This is a genomic window from Microbacterium sp. Mcb102, assembly GCF_024519805.1.
Taxonomy (GTDB): Bacteria; Actinomycetota; Actinomycetes; order Actinomycetales; family Microbacteriaceae; genus Microbacterium.
The window spans coordinates 34238-53271 of the sequence record NZ_JALJRG010000001.1; the positions used below are offsets into that span (position 1 = coordinate 34238).

General features: G+C 68.4%; 18 protein-coding genes. 5 read left to right on the plus strand and 13 right to left on the minus strand.

The genetic code is table 11. The features are described from left to right. Window positions 1–23: 23 nt before the first annotated feature. Window positions 24–1466 (minus strand): XRE family transcriptional regulator, encoded by a 1443-nt coding sequence (locus OC372_RS00160; RefSeq protein WP_029263022.1) that lies wholly within the window; start codon window positions 1464–1466, stop codon window positions 24–26. A 112-nt stretch (window positions 1467–1578) separates the two neighbouring features. Here OC372_RS00160 and OC372_RS00165 point away from each other — a divergent pair, with 112 nt between their 5' ends. Further along, window positions 1579–3441 carry a phosphoenolpyruvate carboxykinase (GTP) gene (locus OC372_RS00165; RefSeq protein ID WP_262000580.1) on the plus strand — a complete coding sequence of 621 codons (1863 nt, stop codon included), beginning with the start codon at window positions 1579–1581 and terminating at the stop codon, window positions 3439–3441. 127 nt (window positions 3442–3568) lie between these two features. Here OC372_RS00165 and OC372_RS00170 read toward each other — a convergent pair whose 3' ends face one another. Next, window positions 3569–5455 carry an ABC transporter ATP-binding protein gene (locus tag OC372_RS00170; RefSeq protein WP_262000581.1) on the minus strand — a complete coding sequence of 629 codons (1887 nt, stop codon included), beginning with the start codon at window positions 5453–5455 and terminating at the stop codon, window positions 3569–3571. Between the two features lie 97 nt (window positions 5456–5552). Further along, a complete protein-coding gene (locus tag OC372_RS00175; RefSeq protein ID WP_262000582.1) occupies window positions 5553–5759 on the minus strand; it encodes an AsnC family protein in 207 nt (68 codons plus the stop codon). A gap of 127 nt (window positions 5760–5886) precedes the next feature. Here OC372_RS00175 and OC372_RS00180 point away from each other — a divergent pair, with 127 nt between their 5' ends. Both OC372_RS00180 and OC372_RS00185 read left to right on the plus strand, forming a co-directional pair. Next, on the plus strand, window positions 5887–6138 hold the full coding sequence (locus tag OC372_RS00180) for a FitA-like ribbon-helix-helix domain-containing protein (RefSeq protein WP_105709515.1): 252 nt from the start codon (window positions 5887–5889) through the stop codon (window positions 6136–6138). Then, window positions 6135–6512: a type II toxin-antitoxin system VapC family toxin gene (locus tag OC372_RS00185; RefSeq protein WP_105709516.1), complete on the plus strand. Its 378-nt coding sequence runs from the start codon at window positions 6135–6137 to the stop codon at window positions 6510–6512. Before OC372_RS00180 ends, OC372_RS00185 begins: the two co-directional genes overlap by 4 nt. 78 nt (window positions 6513–6590) lie before the next feature. On the opposite strand, the gene OC372_RS00190 is transcribed toward OC372_RS00185, so the two are convergent. Further along, on the minus strand, window positions 6591–8051 hold the full coding sequence (locus tag OC372_RS00190) for an MFS transporter (protein WP_105709517.1): 1461 nt from the start codon (window positions 8049–8051) through the stop codon (window positions 6591–6593). A 147-nt stretch (window positions 8052–8198) separates the two neighbouring features. On the opposite strand from OC372_RS00190, the gene OC372_RS00195 reads away from it, so the two are divergent. Beyond that, window positions 8199–8696, plus strand: coding sequence for a metallophosphoesterase family protein (locus OC372_RS00195; RefSeq protein ID WP_262000583.1), 498 nt, complete (start codon window positions 8199–8201; stop codon window positions 8694–8696). Between the two features lie 39 nt (window positions 8697–8735). On the opposite strand, the gene OC372_RS00200 is transcribed toward OC372_RS00195, so the two are convergent. From OC372_RS00200 to OC372_RS00215, 4 genes are all read right to left on the minus strand, one after another. After that, window positions 8736–10472 (minus strand): glycoside hydrolase family 35 protein, encoded by a 1737-nt coding sequence (locus OC372_RS00200; RefSeq protein WP_262000584.1) that lies wholly within the window; start codon window positions 10470–10472, stop codon window positions 8736–8738. Between the two features lie 66 nt (window positions 10473–10538). Further along, window positions 10539–11900, minus strand: a complete 1362-nt coding sequence (locus tag OC372_RS00205; RefSeq protein WP_262000585.1) for an ABC transporter substrate-binding protein — start codon at window positions 11898–11900, stop codon at window positions 10539–10541. Between the two features lie 65 nt (window positions 11901–11965). After that, window positions 11966–12856: a carbohydrate ABC transporter permease gene (locus tag OC372_RS00210; protein ID WP_051662277.1), complete on the minus strand. Its 891-nt coding sequence runs from the start codon at window positions 12854–12856 to the stop codon at window positions 11966–11968. Window position 12857: 1 nt separating this feature from the next. Then, entirely contained in the window at window positions 12858–13775 is a 918-nt protein-coding gene (locus OC372_RS00215) for a carbohydrate ABC transporter permease (protein WP_105709521.1), read from the minus strand. A gap of 159 nt (window positions 13776–13934) precedes the next feature. On the opposite strand from OC372_RS00215, the gene OC372_RS00220 reads away from it, so the two are divergent. Continuing rightward, window positions 13935–14921, plus strand: a complete 987-nt coding sequence (locus OC372_RS00220) for a LacI family DNA-binding transcriptional regulator (protein WP_410054850.1) — start codon at window positions 13935–13937, stop codon at window positions 14919–14921. A gap of 10 nt (window positions 14922–14931) precedes the next feature. Here the strand turns inward: OC372_RS00220 and OC372_RS00225 are convergent, their stop codons facing one another. The 5 genes from OC372_RS00225 to ribD form a co-directional block, all read right to left on the minus strand. Continuing rightward, window positions 14932–15285 carry a hypothetical protein gene (locus OC372_RS00225; protein ID WP_029263008.1) on the minus strand — a complete coding sequence of 118 codons (354 nt, stop codon included), beginning with the start codon at window positions 15283–15285 and terminating at the stop codon, window positions 14932–14934. Between the two features lie 71 nt (window positions 15286–15356). Continuing rightward, window positions 15357–15830 carry a 6,7-dimethyl-8-ribityllumazine synthase gene (gene ribH / locus OC372_RS00230; RefSeq protein WP_262000587.1) on the minus strand — a complete coding sequence of 158 codons (474 nt, stop codon included), beginning with the start codon at window positions 15828–15830 and terminating at the stop codon, window positions 15357–15359. Beyond that, window positions 15827–17095, minus strand: a complete 1269-nt coding sequence (gene ribA / locus OC372_RS00235) for a GTP cyclohydrolase II (RefSeq protein WP_262000588.1) — start codon at window positions 17093–17095, stop codon at window positions 15827–15829. Before ribA ends, ribH begins: the two co-directional genes overlap by 4 nt. Then, a complete protein-coding gene (locus tag OC372_RS00240; RefSeq protein WP_029263005.1) occupies window positions 17092–17721 on the minus strand; it encodes a riboflavin synthase in 630 nt (209 codons plus the stop codon). Before OC372_RS00240 ends, ribA begins: the two co-directional genes overlap by 4 nt. Beyond that, window positions 17721–18764 carry a bifunctional diaminohydroxyphosphoribosylaminopyrimidine deaminase/5-amino-6-(5-phosphoribosylamino)uracil reductase RibD gene (gene ribD, locus OC372_RS00245; RefSeq protein ID WP_262000589.1) on the minus strand — a complete coding sequence of 348 codons (1044 nt, stop codon included), beginning with the start codon at window positions 18762–18764 and terminating at the stop codon, window positions 17721–17723. The genes OC372_RS00240 and ribD overlap by 1 nt, the downstream gene beginning before the upstream one ends. Window positions 18765–19034: the final 270 nt, after the last annotated feature.

A 19034-nucleotide genomic window follows, 5' to 3' on the forward strand; every position in this document is an offset into this window, starting at 1 on the left:
TGAGTGAATTGAATATAGCTTAATCACTCACTCGCGTGCCGACCGAGGAAGTTGTAGACCTCGTTGTCGTCCACGCCGGGGAACGCGCCGCGGGGGAGCGGCGAGAACATGTGCGTGTGCACGCGCGCGCTCGGCCAGGCCCTGCCGTTCCAGCGTTCGGTGAGCTCGGCGGAGGGGCGACGGCAGCAGGATTCGTCGGGGCAGGTCGACACGGCGCGATCGCTGGTCTCGCGCCCGCGCCACCAGCGCGCGTCGTCGAAGGGGACCCCGACCGTGATGGAGAACTCTCCGTCGGTCGACGCCCCGGTCTGTGTCGAGCACCAGAACGTGCCCGAGGGCGTGTCGGTGTACTGGTGATGCTCCGTGGTGCGGTTCTGCTGGGTGAACGCCGCGCGCGCCTGGAACTTGCGGCACACCCGCTGTCCCTCCACCGCGCCGGTGACGTCCATGGGCAGCGGCAGGTCGTCGTTCTCGTAGACCCTCGTGATCGCGCCCGTGGCGTCCACGCGGAGGAAGTGCAGCGACATCCCGAGGTGCTGGGTGAGCAGGTTCGTCATGCGCATGCCGGCTCCCTCGTGCGTCACCCCGAACGCGTCGCGGAAGTCCTCGACCGCGAGGTTGCGATCCTTCTTGGCCTGCTGCAGGAACGCGACAGCGGCCGTCTCCGGCATCAGGCAGCACGCGGCGAAGTAGTTGATCTCCAGCCGCTGCTGCAGGAAGTCGGCGTAGTCGGTCGGGGGCGTGTGCCCCAGGTAGCGGTGGGCCATGGCTTGCAGGGCCATCGAGCGGAGGCCGTGACCGCCGGGGATCGATGCCGGCGGCAGGTAGATCCGCCCGTTCTCGAGGTCGGTGACCGATCGCGTGGAATGGGGCAGGTCGTTGACGTAGATCAGCTCGAAGCCGAGCTTCTCGGCCATGATGCTCACCGTGCGGTGGGTGAGCGCGCCCTGCACGTGCCCGGCGGCCTTCAGATGCTTCTCGGCGAGCTTCTCGATCTCGGGGAGGTAGTTGTTCTGCGCGCGCATGCGCAGCCGCATCTCGGTGTTCGCGCGCCGTGCCTCCTCCGGGGTGGCGATGGCTTCGCGTTCGCGACGCTGCAGTTCGCGGTGCAGTCCGAGCACCGACTCGATCGTCTCGTCGCTCATGCCCTTGGTCACGCGCACGGGTGCGACGCCGAGCTGCCGGAAGACGGGGCTCTCCTGGGCGCGTTCGAGTTCGATCTCCAGGGCGGCGCGACGGTTCGGCGGCTCGCCCGAGATGAGGTCGGTCACCTCGGTGCTCGTGGCGTGCGCGATCGCCTGCAGCAGCGACAGCTTGGGTTCGCGCTTGCCGTTCTCGATCAGGCTGAGCTGCGACCCGGCGACGCCGACCAGCGCGCCGAGCTCGTCGAGGGTGAACCCCTTCTCGAGCCGGTGGTGACGGATGCGATGACCGAGAGTCGTGAGGTGTATGCCGGAGGACGCCATTCCTTGAGTGTAGCGAAAGAATTGCAGTTCTTATCGCTCGATTTGTCCGAAAGTCCGGTCGGAAGCGGAAGAAGATAGGTGCAACGCCCCACAATTCAAAGGAGCACACGTCATGGCCTTCGCCGAAGTCTTCACCCCTCGCACGTCTCCCGTCGCACCGACGCGTACGTTCGGCGCGGCTCCGACGTATGACACCCCCGCCATGGCCGAGCTGGCCGCGTGGGTCGAGGAGATCCGCGCTCTCACCCAGCCCGACTCCGTGCACTGGGTCGACGGCTCGCGCGCCGAGAACGACTGGCTGCTGCACGGCCTCGTCGACGAGGGCAAGCTCATCAAGCTCAACCCCGAGTGGCGTCCCGGCTCCTACCTCGCCCGCTCGCACCCCAGCGACGTCGCCCGCACCGAGGGACGCACGTTCATCGCCTCCGAGCGCGAAGAGGATGCCGGCCCCACGAACAACTGGGCCGACCCCGCCGAGATGCACTCGAAGATGGACGAGATCTTCGAGGGATCGATGCGCGGCCGCACGATGTACGTCGTGCCGTTCTCGATGGGACGCGTGGGCGGCCCGCTCTCGCACATCGGCGTGCAGATCACCGACAGCGCCTACGCGGTCGCGTCGATCGGCATCATGACGCGCGTCGGCGATGCCGTCACGCGTCAGATCGCCGAGGGGGCTCCGTGGGTCAAGACCGTGCACACGGTCGGCGCGCCCCTCGCCCCGGGCGAGAACGACGTCGAGTGGCCCTGCAACGACGACAAGTACATCGTCCACTTCCCCGAGACGCTCGAGGTCTACTCCTACGGTTCGGGCTACGGCGGCAACGCGATCCTCGCCAAGAAGTGCTTCGCGCTGCGCATCGCCTCGGTGATCGCCCGCGACGAGGGCTGGCTCGCCGAGCACATGCTGCTCATCCGCGTGATCGACCCGCAGGGCAAGGCGTACCACGTCGCGGCCGCGTTCCCCTCGGCGTGCGGCAAGACGAACCTCGCCATGCTCCGCCCCACGATCCCGGGGTGGAAGGTCGAGACCCTGGGTGACGACATCGCCTGGATCCGTCCGGGCGAAGACGGTCGCCTGTGGGCGATCAACCCCGAGGCCGGCTTCTTCGGCGTCGCGCCGGGCACCGGCGAGTCGACCAACGTCACGGCGGTCGAGACGCTGTGGGGCAACACGATCTTCACCAACGTCGCGCTCCGTCCCGACGGCGACGTGTGGTGGGAGGGGCTGACCGACGAGGCGCCCGCGAACCTGATCGACTGGGAGGGCAACGAGTGGACGCCCGACTCCGGTCGACCGGCAGCGCACCCCAACTCCCGGTTCACGGTGTCGGCGGCGCAGTGCCCGCAGATCTCCGACGACTGGGAGGAGGCCGTGCCACTCGACGTCATCCTCTTCGGCGGACGCCGCGCCAGCAACGTCCCGCTCGTGGTCGAGGCCACCGACTGGACGCACGGTGTCTTCCTCGGCTCGAACATCTCGTCGGAGCGCACGGCTGCGGCCGAGGGCACGGTCGGGGAGCTGCGCCGTGACCCGTTCGCGATGCTGCCCTTCTGCGGCTACAACATGGCCGACTACTTCGGCCACTGGCTGAAGGTCGGTCGTGGTCTGCGCTTCGACCGCGCACCGCGCATCTTCCAGGTGAACTGGTTCCGTCGCGGTGACGACGGCCGGTTCCTGTGGCCCGGCTTCGGCGACAACTCGCGTGTCGTCGACTGGATCATCCGCCGCATCGCCGGCGACGTGCCGGCTGTCGACAGCCCGATCGGACGCCTGCCGCGCGTGGAAGACCTCAACCTCGACGGACTCGACATCCCCGCCGCCGACCTCGACGAGCTGTTCGCCGTCGACGCCGCGGCGTGGCAGACCGAGGCCGACCTGACCGAGGAGTTCTACGACACCTTCGGCGACAGGGTTCCGGCGGCGCTGCGCGCCGAGCTGGCATCGCTGCGCTACCGCCTCGCCAAGGCGTAGCCCCAGACCGGTGCCGGTTCGGGGGAGCCGGCACCCTCACACCCGCGAAGGCGGGACATCAGAGACGAACCCATGGCTGAGTGGTCTCCGACGTCCCGCCTTCGTGTTGTCCGGGAACGGACGTGAATCAGGTGAGCAGCTGATGCCGGGCGAGGTCGCGGTAGAGCGGCGTCGTCTCGACGAGCTCCTCGTGCGTGCCCTGGCCGACCACGACGCCGTCCTGCAGCACCACGATCAGGTCGCTGTCGACCACGGTCGACAGGCGGTGCGCGATCACGATGAGCGTGCGGTCGGTCGAGACGGCATCGATGGCTTCGCGCATCCGCTGCTCGTTCACGCCGTCGAGCGATGACGTCGATTCGTCGAGCAGCAGGATCGGAGCATCGGTGAGCAGGGCGCGGGCGATCGCGAGACGCTGACGCTCGCCGCCGGACAGCATGACGCCGTCCTCGCCGACGGGCGCGTCGATGCCCAGCGGGTTGCGTTCGAGCACGTCGCCGAGGTTCACGGCACGCAGCACCCGTTCACAGTCCGCGTCGGAGGCATCGGGTGAGGCGAGACGCAGGTTCTCGGCGAGCGTGCCGGCCAGCGTGGGAGCATCCTGCTCGACGTACCCGAACTGGGCGCGCAGCTCGTCGCGCGGGTAGGTGCGCGCGTCGTGGCCGTGCAGGCGGATGGACCCGCCGGTCGGGTCGTAGAACCGCTCGATCAGCGACAGGATCGTGCTCTTTCCCGCACCGCTGGGGCCGACGAGGGCGACTCTGGCGCCGCGCGGAACGGCGAACGACACCCCGCGGAGCACTTCGTGGTCCTGCGCGGCCGGCGGTGCACCCTCCGCGGATTCCAGGTGCGCGTCGGCGAGCAGGTTCCGGGCCTCCTTCGCTGCGGCCTGACGGGCTGCCACCACGTTCGCGGGGTAGTGGAAGCGCACGTCGCGGAACTCGATGGCCGGTGCGCCGGGTGCTGCGTCCTCGGGAGGGAGGGCGGCGGCGATGGCCTCGTCGTCCTGCGACTCCGTCGGCAGGTCCAGCACCTCTTGGATGCGACCGAGTGCGCCGAGTGCCTGGTTCACCGAAGTGATCGCGCCGAAGGTCGTGGCGAGCGGCATCACGAGGAGGAACAGGAACATGATGAACGAGATCAGCGACGCGATGGTGATCGCGCCGGCGGCCACCCGGAACCCGCCGACGCCGAGGACCACGAGCAGCGACAGCTGCAGCGCGATGCCGGAGACGGGCACCACCATCGACGAGATCTTGGCGATGCGCACGCCGATGCCGTACGCGTCGGTGGCGAGCTCCGACACCGCGGCCGTCTCGCGCTCGGTGGCGCCCGAGGCGCGGATGGTGCGGATCGAGCCGACCGCACGCTCCACGCCGGAGGCGAGTTCGCCGACTTTCTCCTGCTGCGCGGTCGAGGCGGTGCGGATGCGGCCGCTGAGCAGCACGACGACCGTGACGGAGATGCCGATCACCACCACGATGAGCAGCAGGAGGATCGGGTCGATCAGAAGCATCGCGATCAGCGCGCCGAGGAAGAGCACGGCGCTGCCGACGGCATCCGCGAGGCCCTGCGTGAGCACGGCGTAGAGGAGGGTCGTGTCGGTGCCGACGCGGGAGACGAGGTCGCCGGTGCGGCGGGCATCGAACTCGGAGGTCGGCAGGTGCAGGATGCGGGCGATCAGCTTGCGGCGGCTCGAGTGCACGACCGCGGTGCCGGTGCGCTGGAGCAGATAGTGCTGAAAGCCCGAGATGACGGACGACACGATCACGAAGCCGACGAGCAGCCACACGAGGATCCCGATCCCGGTGTCGGACTGCACCGCCTCGATGACCTGGCCGACGAGCAGGGGTTGCACGAGAGACGTGGCGGCACCGACGACGCTGAGCACGGCGACCACGATCAGGGTTCGCTTGTGTTCGAAGAGGAAGGGGAGGAGCTGGCGGAAGGTGGCGCGCGGGCCTTCGGGCTGTGCGCCACGTCCGCGGCGGCGTGCTGTCGCCGAACCGGACATGCGGGACCTCGATCTGGAGATGGTACTTCGACCGTACTTCGTTCGCGGCCGAATCCTATGGGCGGGCTGTAAGGGTGCGCGGTGTCGGGGCCGGGCGTCAGGAGCGACCGAACCGCCGGTGCGCGGCCTGCTTGCTCACGCCGAGCGCGCTCGCGATCGCCTGCCACGAGTATCCGAGGTTGCGGGCGCGGCGCACATTCGCCTCTTCGGCGCGGGCGATCTCCTTGCGTGTCTCGGCGAGCCTGTGCAGCGCGGCCAAGGGCTCGCTGCCGTCGTCCTGTGCGATCGCGGTCGGCATTGTCATGATGCACCTCCTGCGTCAATTCTTGTTGACTTTGCCACGGATGTCAATTTTTGTTGACGCCGCGGGTTATCCACAGACCGCTCTTTCGCGCATGCGCAACACATGCGATCCTGGAAGAGTGGGTCGGATGCTGCAGGTACGAAATCTCCCGGACGATGTTCATGCACGCCTCAAGGAACGCGCCGCCGCGGAGCGCATGTCGCTGTCCGACTACGTGGCCCGCGAACTCGCGGACCTCGTGCAGTACCGGACGAACGCGGAGATCATCGCCGCAGCGCGCGCGAGGTCGGTGAGTGACGGAAGCGCGCTCACACGCAGTCAGATCCTCGCGGCGCGTGACGCGGCTCGTGCCGACAGGGACGACGAGCTCGCCCCATGAGCACCGCGGTCGTGCTCGATGCCTCCGCAGCGATCGATGCCCTGCTGGGCACGAGTGACTGGGTGAACGGCGACGACTTTCACGCACACGCCGGGCTCGACATCGAGGTGCTCTCGGTGTTGCGGCGTCAGACGCTCCACGATGGCCTGCCGGCTCACCGCGCGCGGGAGGCGCTCGACCTCTTCGGCGAGCTGCAGATCACGCGGCATCCGCTGCGCCGGCTGATACCGCGGATCTGGATGCTGCGGGACGATGTCACCGCCTACGACGCCGGGTATGTCGCGCTCGCCGAGGCCCTCGGCATCCCGCTGCTCACGCTCGACCGGAAGCTCGCGAAGACGGCGGCGCGCTACTGCGAGGTCATCGTCCTCTGACGGGCGTCACGCCCGCGTGCTGATCTGAGTCCTGCGGGAGCGGCAGCCTCCGACGTCGGACACTGCCGCTCTCCGTGATCAGAGCTCGACGGCGGCGGCGACCCCGAGGTCGTCGTCGTAGTCGTGATCTTTCGTCTCCGGGGAGAGAAGCAGTGCGACGAAGGTCAGCACACCCATCGCGGACAGGTAGAGGCCCACCAGCCACGGGGCGCCGTCTCCGAGCGCCCACAGCCAGAGCGCGATCAGAGGTGCCACAGCTGCGCCGAGGATCGACGACACGTTGTAGGCGATCGCCGACCCCGTGTACCTCACGTTCGTCGGGAACAGCTCGGGGAGCAGCGCGCCCATCGGGCCGAACGTCGCCCCCATCAGCATGAACCCGAACACGAGGAACGCCTGAGCGAGTGCACCGGTGAACTTCGGGTCGACGGCGGGGAGGAGGAACGTGTTGAACGTGAAGCCGAACACGATGATCGCGCCCGTGACCCAGAGCAGCAGCTTCCGGCGTCCGACAGCGTCGGCGATCGGCCCGGAGAGCAGCGTGAAGATCCCGAAGAACACCACGCCGATGATCTGCATCAGCACGAAGTCGGTGTAGCCGAATCCGAGGCCGGGGTAGAACTGTGCCGCGAACTTGGTCGGGTCGAACGGTGCGCCCGTCGCTTCGGCTGCGGCTTTCGCGGCGGCCGAAGCGGTCTCGAGCGACGCGGGCTTGGTGCCGTAGGCGAGCGTGAAGTTGGTCATCAGATAGAACAGCACGTAGGTCGCCAGCATGATGAACGTGCCGAGGATCAGCTGCTTCCAGTGGTGACGGAACACCGTCGCGAGCGGGAGCTTGCGGATCACGCCCTTCGTCTCGGCCTTCTTGAACGTGTCGGACTCGACGAGCTTCAGTCGCACCCACAGGCCGATGATCACCATGACGGCCGAGAAGAGGAACGGGATGCGCCAGCCCCAGGAGAGGAACGCCTCGGACTTGAGGACCGGGTTCTCGGCGTGCGGCAGCAGCCAGTTGATCGAGAGGAAGAGGAAGTTGGCGATGATGAAGCCGAGCGGTGCACCCAGCTGCGGGAAGGTGCCGTACCAGGCGCGCTTGCCCTTCGGGGCGTTCTCGGTGGCGACCAGCGCGGCACCCGACCACTCGCCACCGAGCGCGAAGCCCTGGGCGAGACGCAGGATCAGCAGCAGGAGCGCTGCCCACCAGCCGATGTCCTGGTACGTGGGGAGCAGACCGATCACGAAGGTCGCGATTCCCATGGTCAGCAGCGATGCCACGAGGGTGGCCTTGCGGCCGAACTTGTCGCCGAAGTGGCCGAAGACCACGGCGCCGATGGGACGCGCGACCATCGCCGCACCGAAGACGGCGAACGACGACAGGAGCGAGGTGGTGTCGTCTCCGGTCGGGAAGAACAGCACGGGGAACACGAGAACGGCCGCCGTCGCATACGCGTAGAAGTCGTAGAACTCGATGGTCGTGCCGACCAGACTCGCGGTGATGACGCGCGAGCGCGGGTTCGCGGGCGCAGTGGCAGTACTCATGAGGCTCCTCCGTTCAGCCCCTTTGGTATACCGGGGACTCGGCGAGTTTACGCCTTCCTGAGTGTTGGCTGTGTACGCGTTTCGCGTGTCATCCGGCGCGCGATGCCGTTGCATAGAGTCGGAGGCGGCGCAAGACGGGGAGGAACGATGACCACGAGGATGCTGCTCCTGGCCGACACCCACGTGCCGAAGCGGGCGAGAAGGCTGCCGGATGCGGTGCTGCAGGCGGTGGACGATGCCGAGATCGTCGTGCACGCGGGCGACTGGGTCGACGAAGCCACGCTCGATCTGCTGGAGTCCCGGGCGCGAGTGCTGCACGGAGTGTTCGGCAACAACGACGGCCCCGAGCTGCGGGCACGCCTGCCGGAGGTCGCCCGGTTCACGGTCGAGAGCGTCGATATCGCCGTCGTGCATGAGACGGGGGAGTCCCGCAGGCGCGAAGAGCGGATGGACGAGGCGTACCCCGGCATCGATCTCCTCGTATTCGGGCACTCGCACATTCCCTGGGACACCGTGTCCCCTGCGGGCCTGCGACTGCTCAACCCCGGGTCGCCCACGGACCGCCGTCGGCAGCCGGCGTGCACCATGATGTGGGTCACGATCGAGGGGACGAATGTGGACGCGACGCTGGTGCCGCTGCCGTGAACCATCCGCCCGTCTCCCGCGCTCCGATGCGCTCCCGCGTCACTCCTCCGTGACGCCGAGCGCCGGTGCCTCGACGAAGCGGGCGACGGGTGCCAGGATCTGCTCGAGCTCGAGCACGACGAGCCGGTTGCCGCCGGTGCGTGTCGCCGGGGCGGGCACGTAGAGCGTGCGCTGCGGCCCGTTGCGCCAGTAGCGGCCGAGGAAGAAGCCGTTGACGAACGCGTATCCCTTGCTCCACGGTGCGGTGTCGAGGAACAGGTCGGTCGCGGTGTCCACTGTGAACTCGGCGGTCCACGCGAGCGGGCCGTCTCCCGCAGCATCCGTCGGCTGTGCCGAGGCGAGCTCGGCGGCGATGGCGGCGACGTCGAGCGGTGTCGAGCGCCACCCGGTCACGACTGTGCCGTCGAGAGTGACCGCGCCGATCAGCCCCTTCTCCTCGCCGAGCCGGTGGTCGTAGTTCACCCGGCCCTGGTCCTCGACCAGGATGCTGAGGGTGCGGCCGGCCGGAATGCGGATCGCACGGTCATGCCGCGTGCGGGAGAGCGTGCCGGCGGCGACGCCATCGACGCTCACCCAGGCGAGGTCGCGCACCTCGTCGATGAGCAACTGGCCGCCCTTCCCGTCCGGGAGGTCGACGTCGTATCGCACCAGCGCGCTCAGATGCCCGAGGGCGTCGAAGCTCTGCGGCTGTGCGGCGACCGCACCGGATCCGGCAGCATCCGTCCACGCCCCGACGGGGGAGAGGGAGACTTCGAGCGCCGGTGCCGCGCTCGCGAAGGCTGGCACCTCTTCCGGCACCGGGGCGTACTTCGCGATCACCTCTCGGAAGGCGAAGAACTTCTCCGTGGGGGTGCCGGCCTCGTCGAGCGGCGCGTCGTAGTCGTAGGAGGTCACGAGCGGCAGGTAGCGACCCTTGTCGTTCGCGCCGTTGGTGAGCCCGAAGTTCGTGCCGCCGTGGAACATGTAGATGTTGACCGATGCTCCGGCGGCGAGCAGGGCGTCGAGGTCGGCTGCGGCAGCGGTGACGTCGGTCGTGTGATGCACTCCGCCCCACCAGTCGAACCAGCCGTCCCAGAACTCCGAGCACATCAGGGGGCCGGTCGGCTGGTGCCGGCGCAGGGTCGCGAGGCGTTCCGCGCTGCGGGATCCGAAGGAGCCGGTCTTGTGCAGCTCGGGGAGGCTGCCGTCGCTCAGCATCTGATCCACGGGTTGATCCACGGTCGTCAGCGGCACCGTGATGCCGGCGTCCCGCGTGACGGCGACCAGTGCCTCGAGGTAGGCCTTGTCCGCTCCGTAGGCGCCGTATTCGTTCTCGATCTGCACGAGCACGACGGGTCCGCCCCGGTCGATCTGGCGCGGCGCGACGATGTCGTACACGCGTCGCAGGTAGGCGCTCACCTCGACGAGGAAGTCGGGAGCCGACGATCGCAGGTTCTCCATGCTCCCGGTCAGCCACACCGGCAGACCGCCGTTGTGCCACTCGGCGCAGATGTAGGGACCCGGGCGCACGATCGCATCCAGACCCTCGGCATGAACGAGGTCGAGGAAGCGTCCGAGATCGTTCCACCCGGTCGTGTCCCACTCACCGCGCCGCGGGGCGTGCGCGTTCCAGGCGACATACGTCTCGATCGTGTTCAGGCCCATCAGCCGTGCCTTGCGGATGCGGTCCTGCCACAGGTCCGGGTGCACCCGGAAGTAGTGGATGGCGCCGGAGATCACCTGATGCGGCTGACCGTCGCGGAGGAAGTCGGTGTCGCCGAGAGAGAACGTGGTCACGTGTCGGAGTGCTTTCGATCGAGGAGCTGAGCCGGCCCCGCTCTGGGGCCGGCTCAGCCACGGGTGTTACTTGTTGACGGTGAAGCCCTGCGCGTTGCCGTACTCGACCAGCGCGTCCTGCCAGGCCGTCAGGCCCTCGTTCAGGTCGGTGCCGTTCTGGTACGACTGGCCCACGGTGTCGCCGAAGATGCTGTTCGCGTACACCTGGTAGGGCAGGTAGCTCCAGTCCTCGACCACGTCGTCGGCTGCGGCCGCGAGGACCTCGTTGATCTTCTGGCCACCGAAGTACTCCGGAGCATCGGCGAGGAACTCTTCGCTGGAGAGCTCGGCGGTCGTCGACGGGAAGCCGCCTGACTCGAGGAAGATCGAGATGCTTTCCTCCGAGTTGTTTAGCCACCACAGGAAGCCGGCCGCGAGCTCCGGGTTCTTGCTCTGCGTCGTGACGGCCTGACCGCCACCGCCGTTCTCGGCGCTCGCCGGAGTGCCGTCGTAGGTCGGCATCGGCGCGACGCGCCAGTCGCCTGCGCCGTCGGGGGCGCCGGTGATGAGGTTGCCGGGCATCCAGGCGCCGATTACGAGGGTGGCGAGGCTGCCGTCACCGAGGCCGCGGAACCACTCGTCGCTCCAGCTGCCGTAGGGCGCGACGAGGTCCTCTTCGACGAGGCGGTTCCAGTTCTCGGTCCACTTCTTCGACCCTTCGTCCTGCAGGTCGATCGTGACATCGGTGCCCGAGGTCTCGAACGGCTTGCCTCCGGCCTGCCAGATCATGGAGGTCGCGAAGCCGGCGTCGCCGGTGTCGTTGGTGATGTAGGCGTCGGGGTTCGCGGCGTGGATCTTCTTCGCCGCCTCGTAGTACTCGTCCCACGTGGTCGGCACTTCGACGCCCGCGGCGTCGAACACGGTCTTGTTGTAGAACAGCGCCATGGGGCCGGAGTCCTGCGGCAGGCCGTAGATGGCGTCACCGCTGGTGACCGAGTTCCAGGTGGATGCGGTGTAGTCGTCCTCGAAGTCGGCGAAGCCGTACTTCGACAGGTCGGCGAAGGCGTCGGTCAGTGCGAACTGCGGGAACGCGTAGTACTCGATCTGCACGACGTCGGGCGCGCCCGAGCCTGCCTTGATCGCGTTCTGCAGCTTCGTGTACTCCTCGTTGTTGGTGCCGGCGTTGACGAGGTTGACCTTGACGTTCGGGTATTCCTTCTGGAACGCCTCGACCTGAGCCTCGGCAGACGGCGTCCACGACCAGTACGTGATCTCGCCGCCCTTCTCGAGCGCGGCCTCGACGGAGTCGAAGGAGCCGGATCCGGCGTCGGAGCCGGAGCCGCTGCCGGCGTCGCTGCCGGTGCTGCAGCCGGCCAGCGCCAGTGCTGCCACGGTTCCTGCGGCGAGCACCGCGAGGGCGCGCCGTGTCGGTGAGGGAAGGTGCTTCATTGCTGTGTCCTTTCGGGGGTGCGATCCAGCATCGGATCGCGAGGGGGTGAGGAAGGAGTGCGGGGCTACTGCTTGACGCTTCCCGCGGTGAGACCTGACTGCCAGAAGCGCTGCAGCAGCAGGAAGGCGATGACGATCGGGATGATCGTGAGCAGAGAGCCCATGATCACGAGGTTGTAGATCGGCTGGGAGCCGGCGCCGATGGCCTGGGCGCTCCACTGGTTCAGACCGACCGTGAGCGGATACCAGGCGGGATCCGACAGCATGATCAGCGGGAGGAAGTAGTTGTTCCAGGTCGCCACGACCGTGAACAGCGCGACCGTCACGATGCCCGGCGCGAGCAGGCGCATCGAGATCGTGAAGAACGTGCGGAACTCTCCGGCGCCGTCGATGCGCGCGGCCTCCAGCAGCTCGGTCGGCACGGACTCGGAGGCGAAGACCCAGATCAGGTACAGCCCGAAGGGGCTGATGAGAGACGGGATGATCACGGCCCAGGGGGTGTTGGTCAGGCCCAGCTCGCTGAACAGCAGGAACGTCGGGACGGCGAGTGCCGTACCGGGAACGGCGACTGCTCCGAGGACGACGGCAAAGACCGCGCGCCGACCCGGGAAGCGGAACTTCGCGAGGCCGTAGCCGGCCAGTGTGGCGAGCAGAGTCGCGCCGCCCGCGCCGACCACGACGTACAGGAGCGTGTTGCCGAGCCAGCGCAGGAAGATGCCGTCGCGGTAGGAGAACGTGGCGACGAGGTTGTCGAAGAACGCGAAGTCGTCCGAGAACCAGAGCCCGAAGGAGCTGAAGAGTCCTGCCTGCGTCTTCGTCGAGCTGAACAGCAGCCAGACCAGGGGCACGAGCGTGTACAGCGCGTAGACGATCATGACGATCAGCAGCGTGTTGGACTTGCGCGGGTTCAGCGGATCGTGACGTCGGCGAGAGGGGCGGGCGAGGGGGAGTGCCATGTCAGCGCACCTCCGACTTCGAGCCGCGCAGCTGCACGACGTAGGCGATGACCGCGGTGATGATGCCCATGATGATGGCGATCGTGGCGGCGTAGTTGAACTGCTGTCCGGCGAACGACAGGTTGTAGGCGTACATGTTCGGCGTGAAGAACGTGGTGATCACGTTCGGAGCCAGGGGCCGCAGGATGTTCGGCTCGTTGAAGAGCTGGAAGCTGCCGATGATCGAGAAGATCGTCGCGATCACGAGCGCGCCGCGCACGGAGGGGATCTTGATCGAGAAGATCGTGCGCCATGCCCCCGCTCCGTCGAGGGAGGCGGCCTCGTACATGTCGGTCGGGATGGTCTTGAGTGACGAGTAGAAGATCAGCATGTTGTAGCCGACGAACTCCCACGTGACGATGTTGCCGATCGAGACCAGCATCCACTCCTTGGCGAACGGCGTGATCGCATCGACTCCGAGGAAGTCGTTGATGTTGCTCGTGAGTCCGAACTGGTCGCCGTAGATGTAGCCCCACATCAGCACCGCGACGACGGCGGGCACGGCGTAGGGAAGGAAGATCAGGATGCGGAAGAACGATGCTCCGCGCAGACGTGCGCTGTCGATGGCGAGGGCGGCGCCGAGGGCGAGGACCAGCATGATCGGCACCTGCACGACGAGGAAGATCAGCACGCGGCCGAACGCCTCCCAGAACTGCGGGTCGGTGAGCGCGCGGACGTAGTTGTCCAGGCCGACGAAGGCGTTGCCACCGATGAGCTTCTCCTGGAAGAAGCTCAGGTACAGCGCGTAGGCGAGCGGTGTCAGGAACACCAGGGCGAAGACGACCATGAACGGGCCGACGAAGGCCCAGCCCTTCCAGTCGCGCTTGTCGCGGCGCCGGAGGCCGGAGGCGCCCAGGGCTGCGGGGGTTTCAGTCGTCATCGACGATTCCTTCTTACGGTTCCGGCGCACCGTGCGCCGTGTGTCAACGTCAACATATGCGATCCGCTGCTAGTGTGTCAACGTCAACATATGAGGGGATGGGTGATCGTGACCCCAGAGCATCCGACAGAGACGTCGGCGCGTCGTCGTGAGCCTTCGATGGAAGACGTCGCCCGCGAGGCCGGCGTCTCCGGACAGACGGTCTCCCGCGTCGTGAACGCCAGGGGATACGTCGGTGCCGCCACTCGCGAGCGAGTCGAAGCCGCGATGCAGAGCCTCGGCTACCGCCCCAACAGTGCAGCCCGCGCGTTGCGGTCAGGGCGATTCCGCACGATCGGCGTCGTGATGTTCTCGTTCAGCTCCTACGGCAACCAGCGCACGCTCGACGCGATCGCGGTGCGCGCCGCCCAGTTCGGCTATGCGCTCACCCTCATCCCCGTGGAGTCGAGTGCCGGCGAGACCGTGGCCGGTGCGTTCCGGCGCCTGGAGGAGCACGCGGTCGACGGGATCATCATCGTGATCGAGGCACACCAGCTCGACGAGGCCGATATCGAGATCCCCGATGCCCTGCCCGTGGTGTTCGTCGACTCCAACCGCGGCGAGACGCTGCCGTTCGTCGACACCGACCAGGCGCAGGGTGCGCGGCTGGCGACCGAGCATCTGCTCGAACTCGGACACGACACGGTGTGGCACGTCACCGGTCCCGCGCGCTCGTACTCCGCGGAACGGCGTCGCGATGCCTGGCGGGAGACGCTCGAGAAGCACCGACGCCCGGTGCCGGAACCGTTGCAGGGCGACTGGTCGGCCGCCTCGGGGTATGCGGCGGGGATCCGGCTCCGCGAGATGGACGGCGTCACCGCGGTGTTCGTCGCGAACGACCAGATGGCGATCGGCGTGCTCCGCGCGTTCCGGGAGGCCGGACGCGATGTGCCGGGCGATGTGAGCCTCGTCGGCTTCGACGGATTGCCGGATGCCGCGCAGCTGTGGCCGCCACTGACCACGGTGCAGCAGCATCCGGAACAGGTCGGGGCCCTCGCGGTGGATGCGTTGCTCGCCGAGCTCGACGGCACCGGACGTCAGCAGACGCCGCTCGTGAGCACCGAGCTCGTCGTGCGCGAGAGCACGGCGGCGCCGCGGAAACGCTGAGCGCTCGCGCTCAGCGCCAGATCGCGGCGATGGCGGCGTTGGCAGCGGTGAGGATGCCGACGAGCCAGAACACCGCCGGCGGGATGGCTGCTCCGCGGCGCTGACGGCCCAGGCCGATTCCGAGCAGCGCGCCGATGACGAGCAGGATCACGAGCTTGACGCCGATCTTGACGTAGTTGAGCTCGTACGAGATTCCCCAGGGGGCGGCGAGGGCGAGCCCGGCGACCGCGGCGATCGCCATGCCGATGTTCATCAGACGCGTGAACTCGCGCTTGCCGCCGAACGCCTGGACCGCCCACGCTCCGAAGAGCACGGCGAAGCCGATGAGGTGGACGAACAGCACGATGTGGCGCAGAGTCTCCATGCCCTCACCGTAGGAGGTGCGGGGCGGTCTGCGCTAGCAAGGCCAGGCTGACCTGCGCGGTGGGGCCCGCCTCAGCCGCGCAGTTCCCGGACGACGAGGGCGGTGCGCAGTGCCGCGTCCGCCGCCTCGGCGCCCTTGTCCTCCTTGGAGCCTTCCAGGCCCGCGCGGTCGAGCCCCTGCTGCTCGTCGTCGAGGGTCAGCACGCCGAACCCGACCGGCTTGCCGGCGTCGAGCGCGACGCGGGTGAGGCCGTCGGTGGTCGCCGCCGACACGTACTCGAAGTGCGGAGTGCCGCCGCGGATGATGACGCCGAGTGCGACGACTGCGTCGGCGCCGCCGGCGAAGGCGGCCTGCGCGGCCAGGGCGAGCTCGAACGAGCCGGGCACCCGCACGAGGCGGTGTGTGGCCTGGGCCTCGTTCAGCACGCGTTCCGCGCCGGCGATCAGGCCGTTCGAGATCGTCTCATGCCAGGTGCCGGCGACGATCACGACGTTCAGACCGCGTCCATCGATGTCGCCCGTCTCGGGTGCTCCTGCGCCGCTCATTTCTCGTCCTTCCCGTGGGCGAGCGCCTCTGCGAGTTCCGCTTCGCCGATGATGTGACCCATCCGGTCACGCTTGGTCTCCAGGTACTGGTGGTTGTTCGGTCCGACGCCCACGATCAGGGGGACCTGTTCGATGACGTCGAGTCCCAGTTCGCGCAGCTGCTCCACCTTGTCGGTGTTGTTCGTCAGCAGCCGCACCTTCGATACGCCGAGATCGGCGAGGATGCCCGCTGCTGCGGCATAGTCGCGCGCGTCGGCGGGCAGGCCGAGGGCGAGGTTCGCGTCGACCGTGTCGAGGCCCTCCTCCTGCAGGCTGTATGCCCGCAGCTTGTTGATGAGGCCGATGCCGCGTCCCTCGTGACCGCGCATGTAGATGACGACGCCGCCCTGCTTCTCGATCGCATCGAGCGCCGAATCCAGCTGCGGGCCGCACTCGCACTTCAGCGAGCCGAACGCCTCGCCGGTCAGGCATTCCGAATGCACGCGGACGAGAGCCGTCTCGCCGAGTTCTCCCGAGACGACGGCGATGTGATCGGTCCCGGTGACGCGGTCCTTGTAGGCGAGGAATCGGAAGGTCCCGTGGGTCGTCGGCACCGTGGCGTCGGCACGCAGGCTCACTCGGCGCCCGCGATGCGCCGAGGGCGTGGCGCCTTCGGGGTCGATCTCGTTGAGGTGCGCGATGAGCTGCTCGATCGTGATGACCGGCACACCGTCGCGAGCACCCAGTTCGATCAGGCCGGGCAGGCGCATCATGCTGCCGTCTTCCGCGACCACCTCGGCGATCGCGCCGACCGGACGCAGGCCCGCGAGTTTCATCAGCTCGACGGCGGCTTCGGTGTGACCACTGCGCTCGCGCACGCCACCGTCGACGGCGCGCAGCGGCAGGACATGGCCCGGACGGATGATGCTGGTCGCCGTCGAACCCGGATTCGCCAGCACGTTCAGCGTGTGCGCGCGGTCGTGGGCGCTGATGCCGGTGGTGACGCCGTCGGCCGCGTCCACACTCACGGTGTAGGCGGTGGAGCGGGCGTCTTCGCTAGCGGCCACCATGGGCGGCAGGTTCAGGTGGTCGGCGAGGTCGGTCGGCATGGGGGCGCAGATGAAGCCGGACGACCAGCGCACCGTCCAGGCCACCCACTCGGGCGTGGCCAGCTCGGCCGACAGGATCACGTCGCCCTCGTTCTCGCGATTCTCGTCGTCGGCGACGAGCACGGGACGCCCGGCGCGCAGCGCGTCCAGGGCCTCGGCGATGGTGGAAAGGCTCATCGCGAGCCTCCTTCCGGTGCGGCGCGGAACGCGAGCAGGCGCTCGACGTGACGGGCGAGGATGTCGGTCTCGAGGTTCACACGGTCGCCGACGGCGCGGCTGCCGAGGGTGGTCGCGGCGAGGGTCTCCGGGATCAGTGAGACCTCGAACCACGGGGAGGGGTCGGCGGGCTCGCTGACGGCGCTCACGGTCAGTGACGTTCCGTCGACGGAGATGGATCCCTTGTCGACCACGAGCGGGGCGAGGTCGGACGGCAGGCTGATGCGCAGGACGCTCCACTGGGCACCGGGTCGCACCTCGAGCACGTCGCCGACTCCGTCGACATGACCCTGCACGATGTGTCCGCCCAGTCGTGCACCGACCGGCATGGCCTTCTCGATGTTGACGCGGGTACCGACCGTCGCCGATCCGATCGCGGCGACGTCGAGCGTCTGCTTCATCACGTCGGTGTCGAAGGTGTCGGCAGTCGAGCCGACGACCGTGAGGCACACACCCGAGACGGCGATGGACTCGCCGTGCACGGCATCCGCTGCAGCGCGCGGGGCCCGCACGGTCAGGCGCCAGCCGTCTCCCGCGGGCGCGATCGCGGTGATCTCGCCCATCTCCTCGATGATTCCGGTGAACATCAGGCGGCTCCTTCGTTCTGAGGGTCTGTCGGTGCTGCGGGGCGTGCGACGGCGAGCAGGTCGCGTCCGAGCGGGACCCACTCGTCGATCGTGAGGCGGCGCGCATGGTCGATCGACGCCACGCCGATGTCGCCGAGAGCGAGCTTGTCGCCGCCGAGCAGCACCGGCGCGATGTAGGCGAGCACCCGGTCGGCCAGGCCCGCCTCGATGAAGGCGCTGGCCAGGGTCGGCCCGCCCTCGACGAAGACGCTCTGGATGCCGCGCGCGTGCAGATCGGCGGTCACCGTGCGCAGATCTCGGGTGTCGTAGAAGAGCGGGGAGTGCGGATGACGGTGCACGGCGGCGTCCGTCGGCGTCGGGCGCGAACCGATGACGACCGGGACGGGCTGGTGCGGCAGCAGATCGTCGCCGTCGCGGGCGGTGAGCGCCGGGTCGTCGGCGAGCACGGTGCCGGTGCCCACGACGATCGCGTCGGCGTCCGCGCGTCGGTGGTGCACGTCGGCGCGCGCGGCAGGCCCGGTGATCCACTGGCTCGAGCCGTCGGCAGCGGCAGCGCGGCCGTCGAGGCTCTGCGCCCATTTGACCGTGATGTGCGGGCGTCCCAACCGCTGCGCCATGAGCCAGCCCTCGATGAGCGCGTGCGCGGCGTCTGCCTGCTCACCCGATTCGACGTCGACGCCGGCGGCGCGCAGGCGGTCCGCTCCGCCTCCCGATTCGGCGCCGGGATCGTCGAGGGCGTACACGACCCGCGCGACACCTGCCTCGATGAGCGCGACGGCGCAGGGCCCGGTGCGGCCGGTGTGGTTGCAGGGCTCGAGCGTCACGACGGCGGTGGCGCCGCGGGCATCGCCCGGTGCGAGCTTCGACAGCGCGTCGACCTCGGCGTGCGGGGTGCCTGCTCCGTGATGCCAGCCCTCGGCGAGGACCGTGCCATCGGGGGAGAGGATGACCGCGCCGACCTGCGGGTTCGCCCCACGGGGTCCGCGCGTGGCGAGCTGGAGCGCGCGATCCATCGCGCTGCGCTCTGCCGCGTTCACTGCCATCCGTCGTCCTCCTCTGAGGCTCCGGGGTCAGACAAGGATGGCGGAACGGACGCACGCATGCGTCTCGTGCTGCCTCCCTTCCGGACTAGCGAGGTCTCCCTCGCATCACCGTCGGTCCCGGAATTCCACCGGATCGGCATCCCGATCTCTCGAGACGCTCGCGGACTGTCACCGCCGGTTCGGATTCCCACCGACCCCGGAGCACGTTGTTGCTCTGAGTGTACTCAACGCACCTGCGCGCATTTCATTCCAAGACATGGACCGGCAGGG

What these genes read in the sequence shown, in the direction of transcription:
- OC372_RS00160 (WP_029263022.1), bottom strand. Translation starts at nt 1,466, where the DNA reads ATGGCGTCCTCCGGCATACACCTCACGACTCTCGGTCATCGCATCCGT.
- OC372_RS00165 (WP_262000580.1), top strand. Translation starts at nt 1,579, where the DNA reads ATGGCCTTCGCCGAAGTCTTCACCCCTCGCACGTCTCCCGTCGCACCG.
- OC372_RS00170 (WP_262000581.1), bottom strand. Translation starts at nt 5,455, where the DNA reads ATGTCCGGTTCGGCGACAGCACGCCGCCGCGGACGTGGCGCACAGCCC.
- OC372_RS00175 (WP_262000582.1), bottom strand. Translation starts at nt 5,759, where the DNA reads ATGACAATGCCGACCGCGATCGCACAGGACGACGGCAGCGAGCCCTTG.
- OC372_RS00180 (WP_105709515.1), top strand. Translation starts at nt 5,887, where the DNA reads ATGCTGCAGGTACGAAATCTCCCGGACGATGTTCATGCACGCCTCAAG.
- OC372_RS00185 (WP_105709516.1), top strand. Translation starts at nt 6,135, where the DNA reads ATGAGCACCGCGGTCGTGCTCGATGCCTCCGCAGCGATCGATGCCCTG.
- OC372_RS00190 (WP_105709517.1), bottom strand. Translation starts at nt 8,051, where the DNA reads ATGAGTACTGCCACTGCGCCCGCGAACCCGCGCTCGCGCGTCATCACC.
- OC372_RS00195 (WP_262000583.1), top strand. Translation starts at nt 8,199, where the DNA reads ATGACCACGAGGATGCTGCTCCTGGCCGACACCCACGTGCCGAAGCGG.
- OC372_RS00205 (WP_262000585.1), bottom strand. Translation starts at nt 11,900, where the DNA reads ATGAAGCACCTTCCCTCACCGACACGGCGCGCCCTCGCGGTGCTCGCC.
- OC372_RS00210 (WP_051662277.1), bottom strand. Translation starts at nt 12,856, where the DNA reads ATGGCACTCCCCCTCGCCCGCCCCTCTCGCCGACGTCACGATCCGCTG.
- OC372_RS00215 (WP_105709521.1), bottom strand. Translation starts at nt 13,775, where the DNA reads ATGACGACTGAAACCCCCGCAGCCCTGGGCGCCTCCGGCCTCCGGCGC.
- OC372_RS00220 (WP_410054850.1), top strand. Translation starts at nt 13,935, where the DNA reads ATGGAAGACGTCGCCCGCGAGGCCGGCGTCTCCGGACAGACGGTCTCC.
- OC372_RS00225 (WP_029263008.1), bottom strand. Translation starts at nt 15,285, where the DNA reads ATGGAGACTCTGCGCCACATCGTGCTGTTCGTCCACCTCATCGGCTTC.
- ribH (WP_262000587.1), bottom strand. Translation starts at nt 15,830, where the DNA reads ATGAGCGGCGCAGGAGCACCCGAGACGGGCGACATCGATGGACGCGGT.
- ribA (WP_262000588.1), bottom strand. Translation starts at nt 17,095, where the DNA reads ATGAGCCTTTCCACCATCGCCGAGGCCCTGGACGCGCTGCGCGCCGGG.
- OC372_RS00240 (WP_029263005.1), bottom strand. Translation starts at nt 17,721, where the DNA reads ATGTTCACCGGAATCATCGAGGAGATGGGCGAGATCACCGCGATCGCG.
- ribD (WP_262000589.1), bottom strand. Translation starts at nt 18,764, where the DNA reads ATGGCAGTGAACGCGGCAGAGCGCAGCGCGATGGATCGCGCGCTCCAG.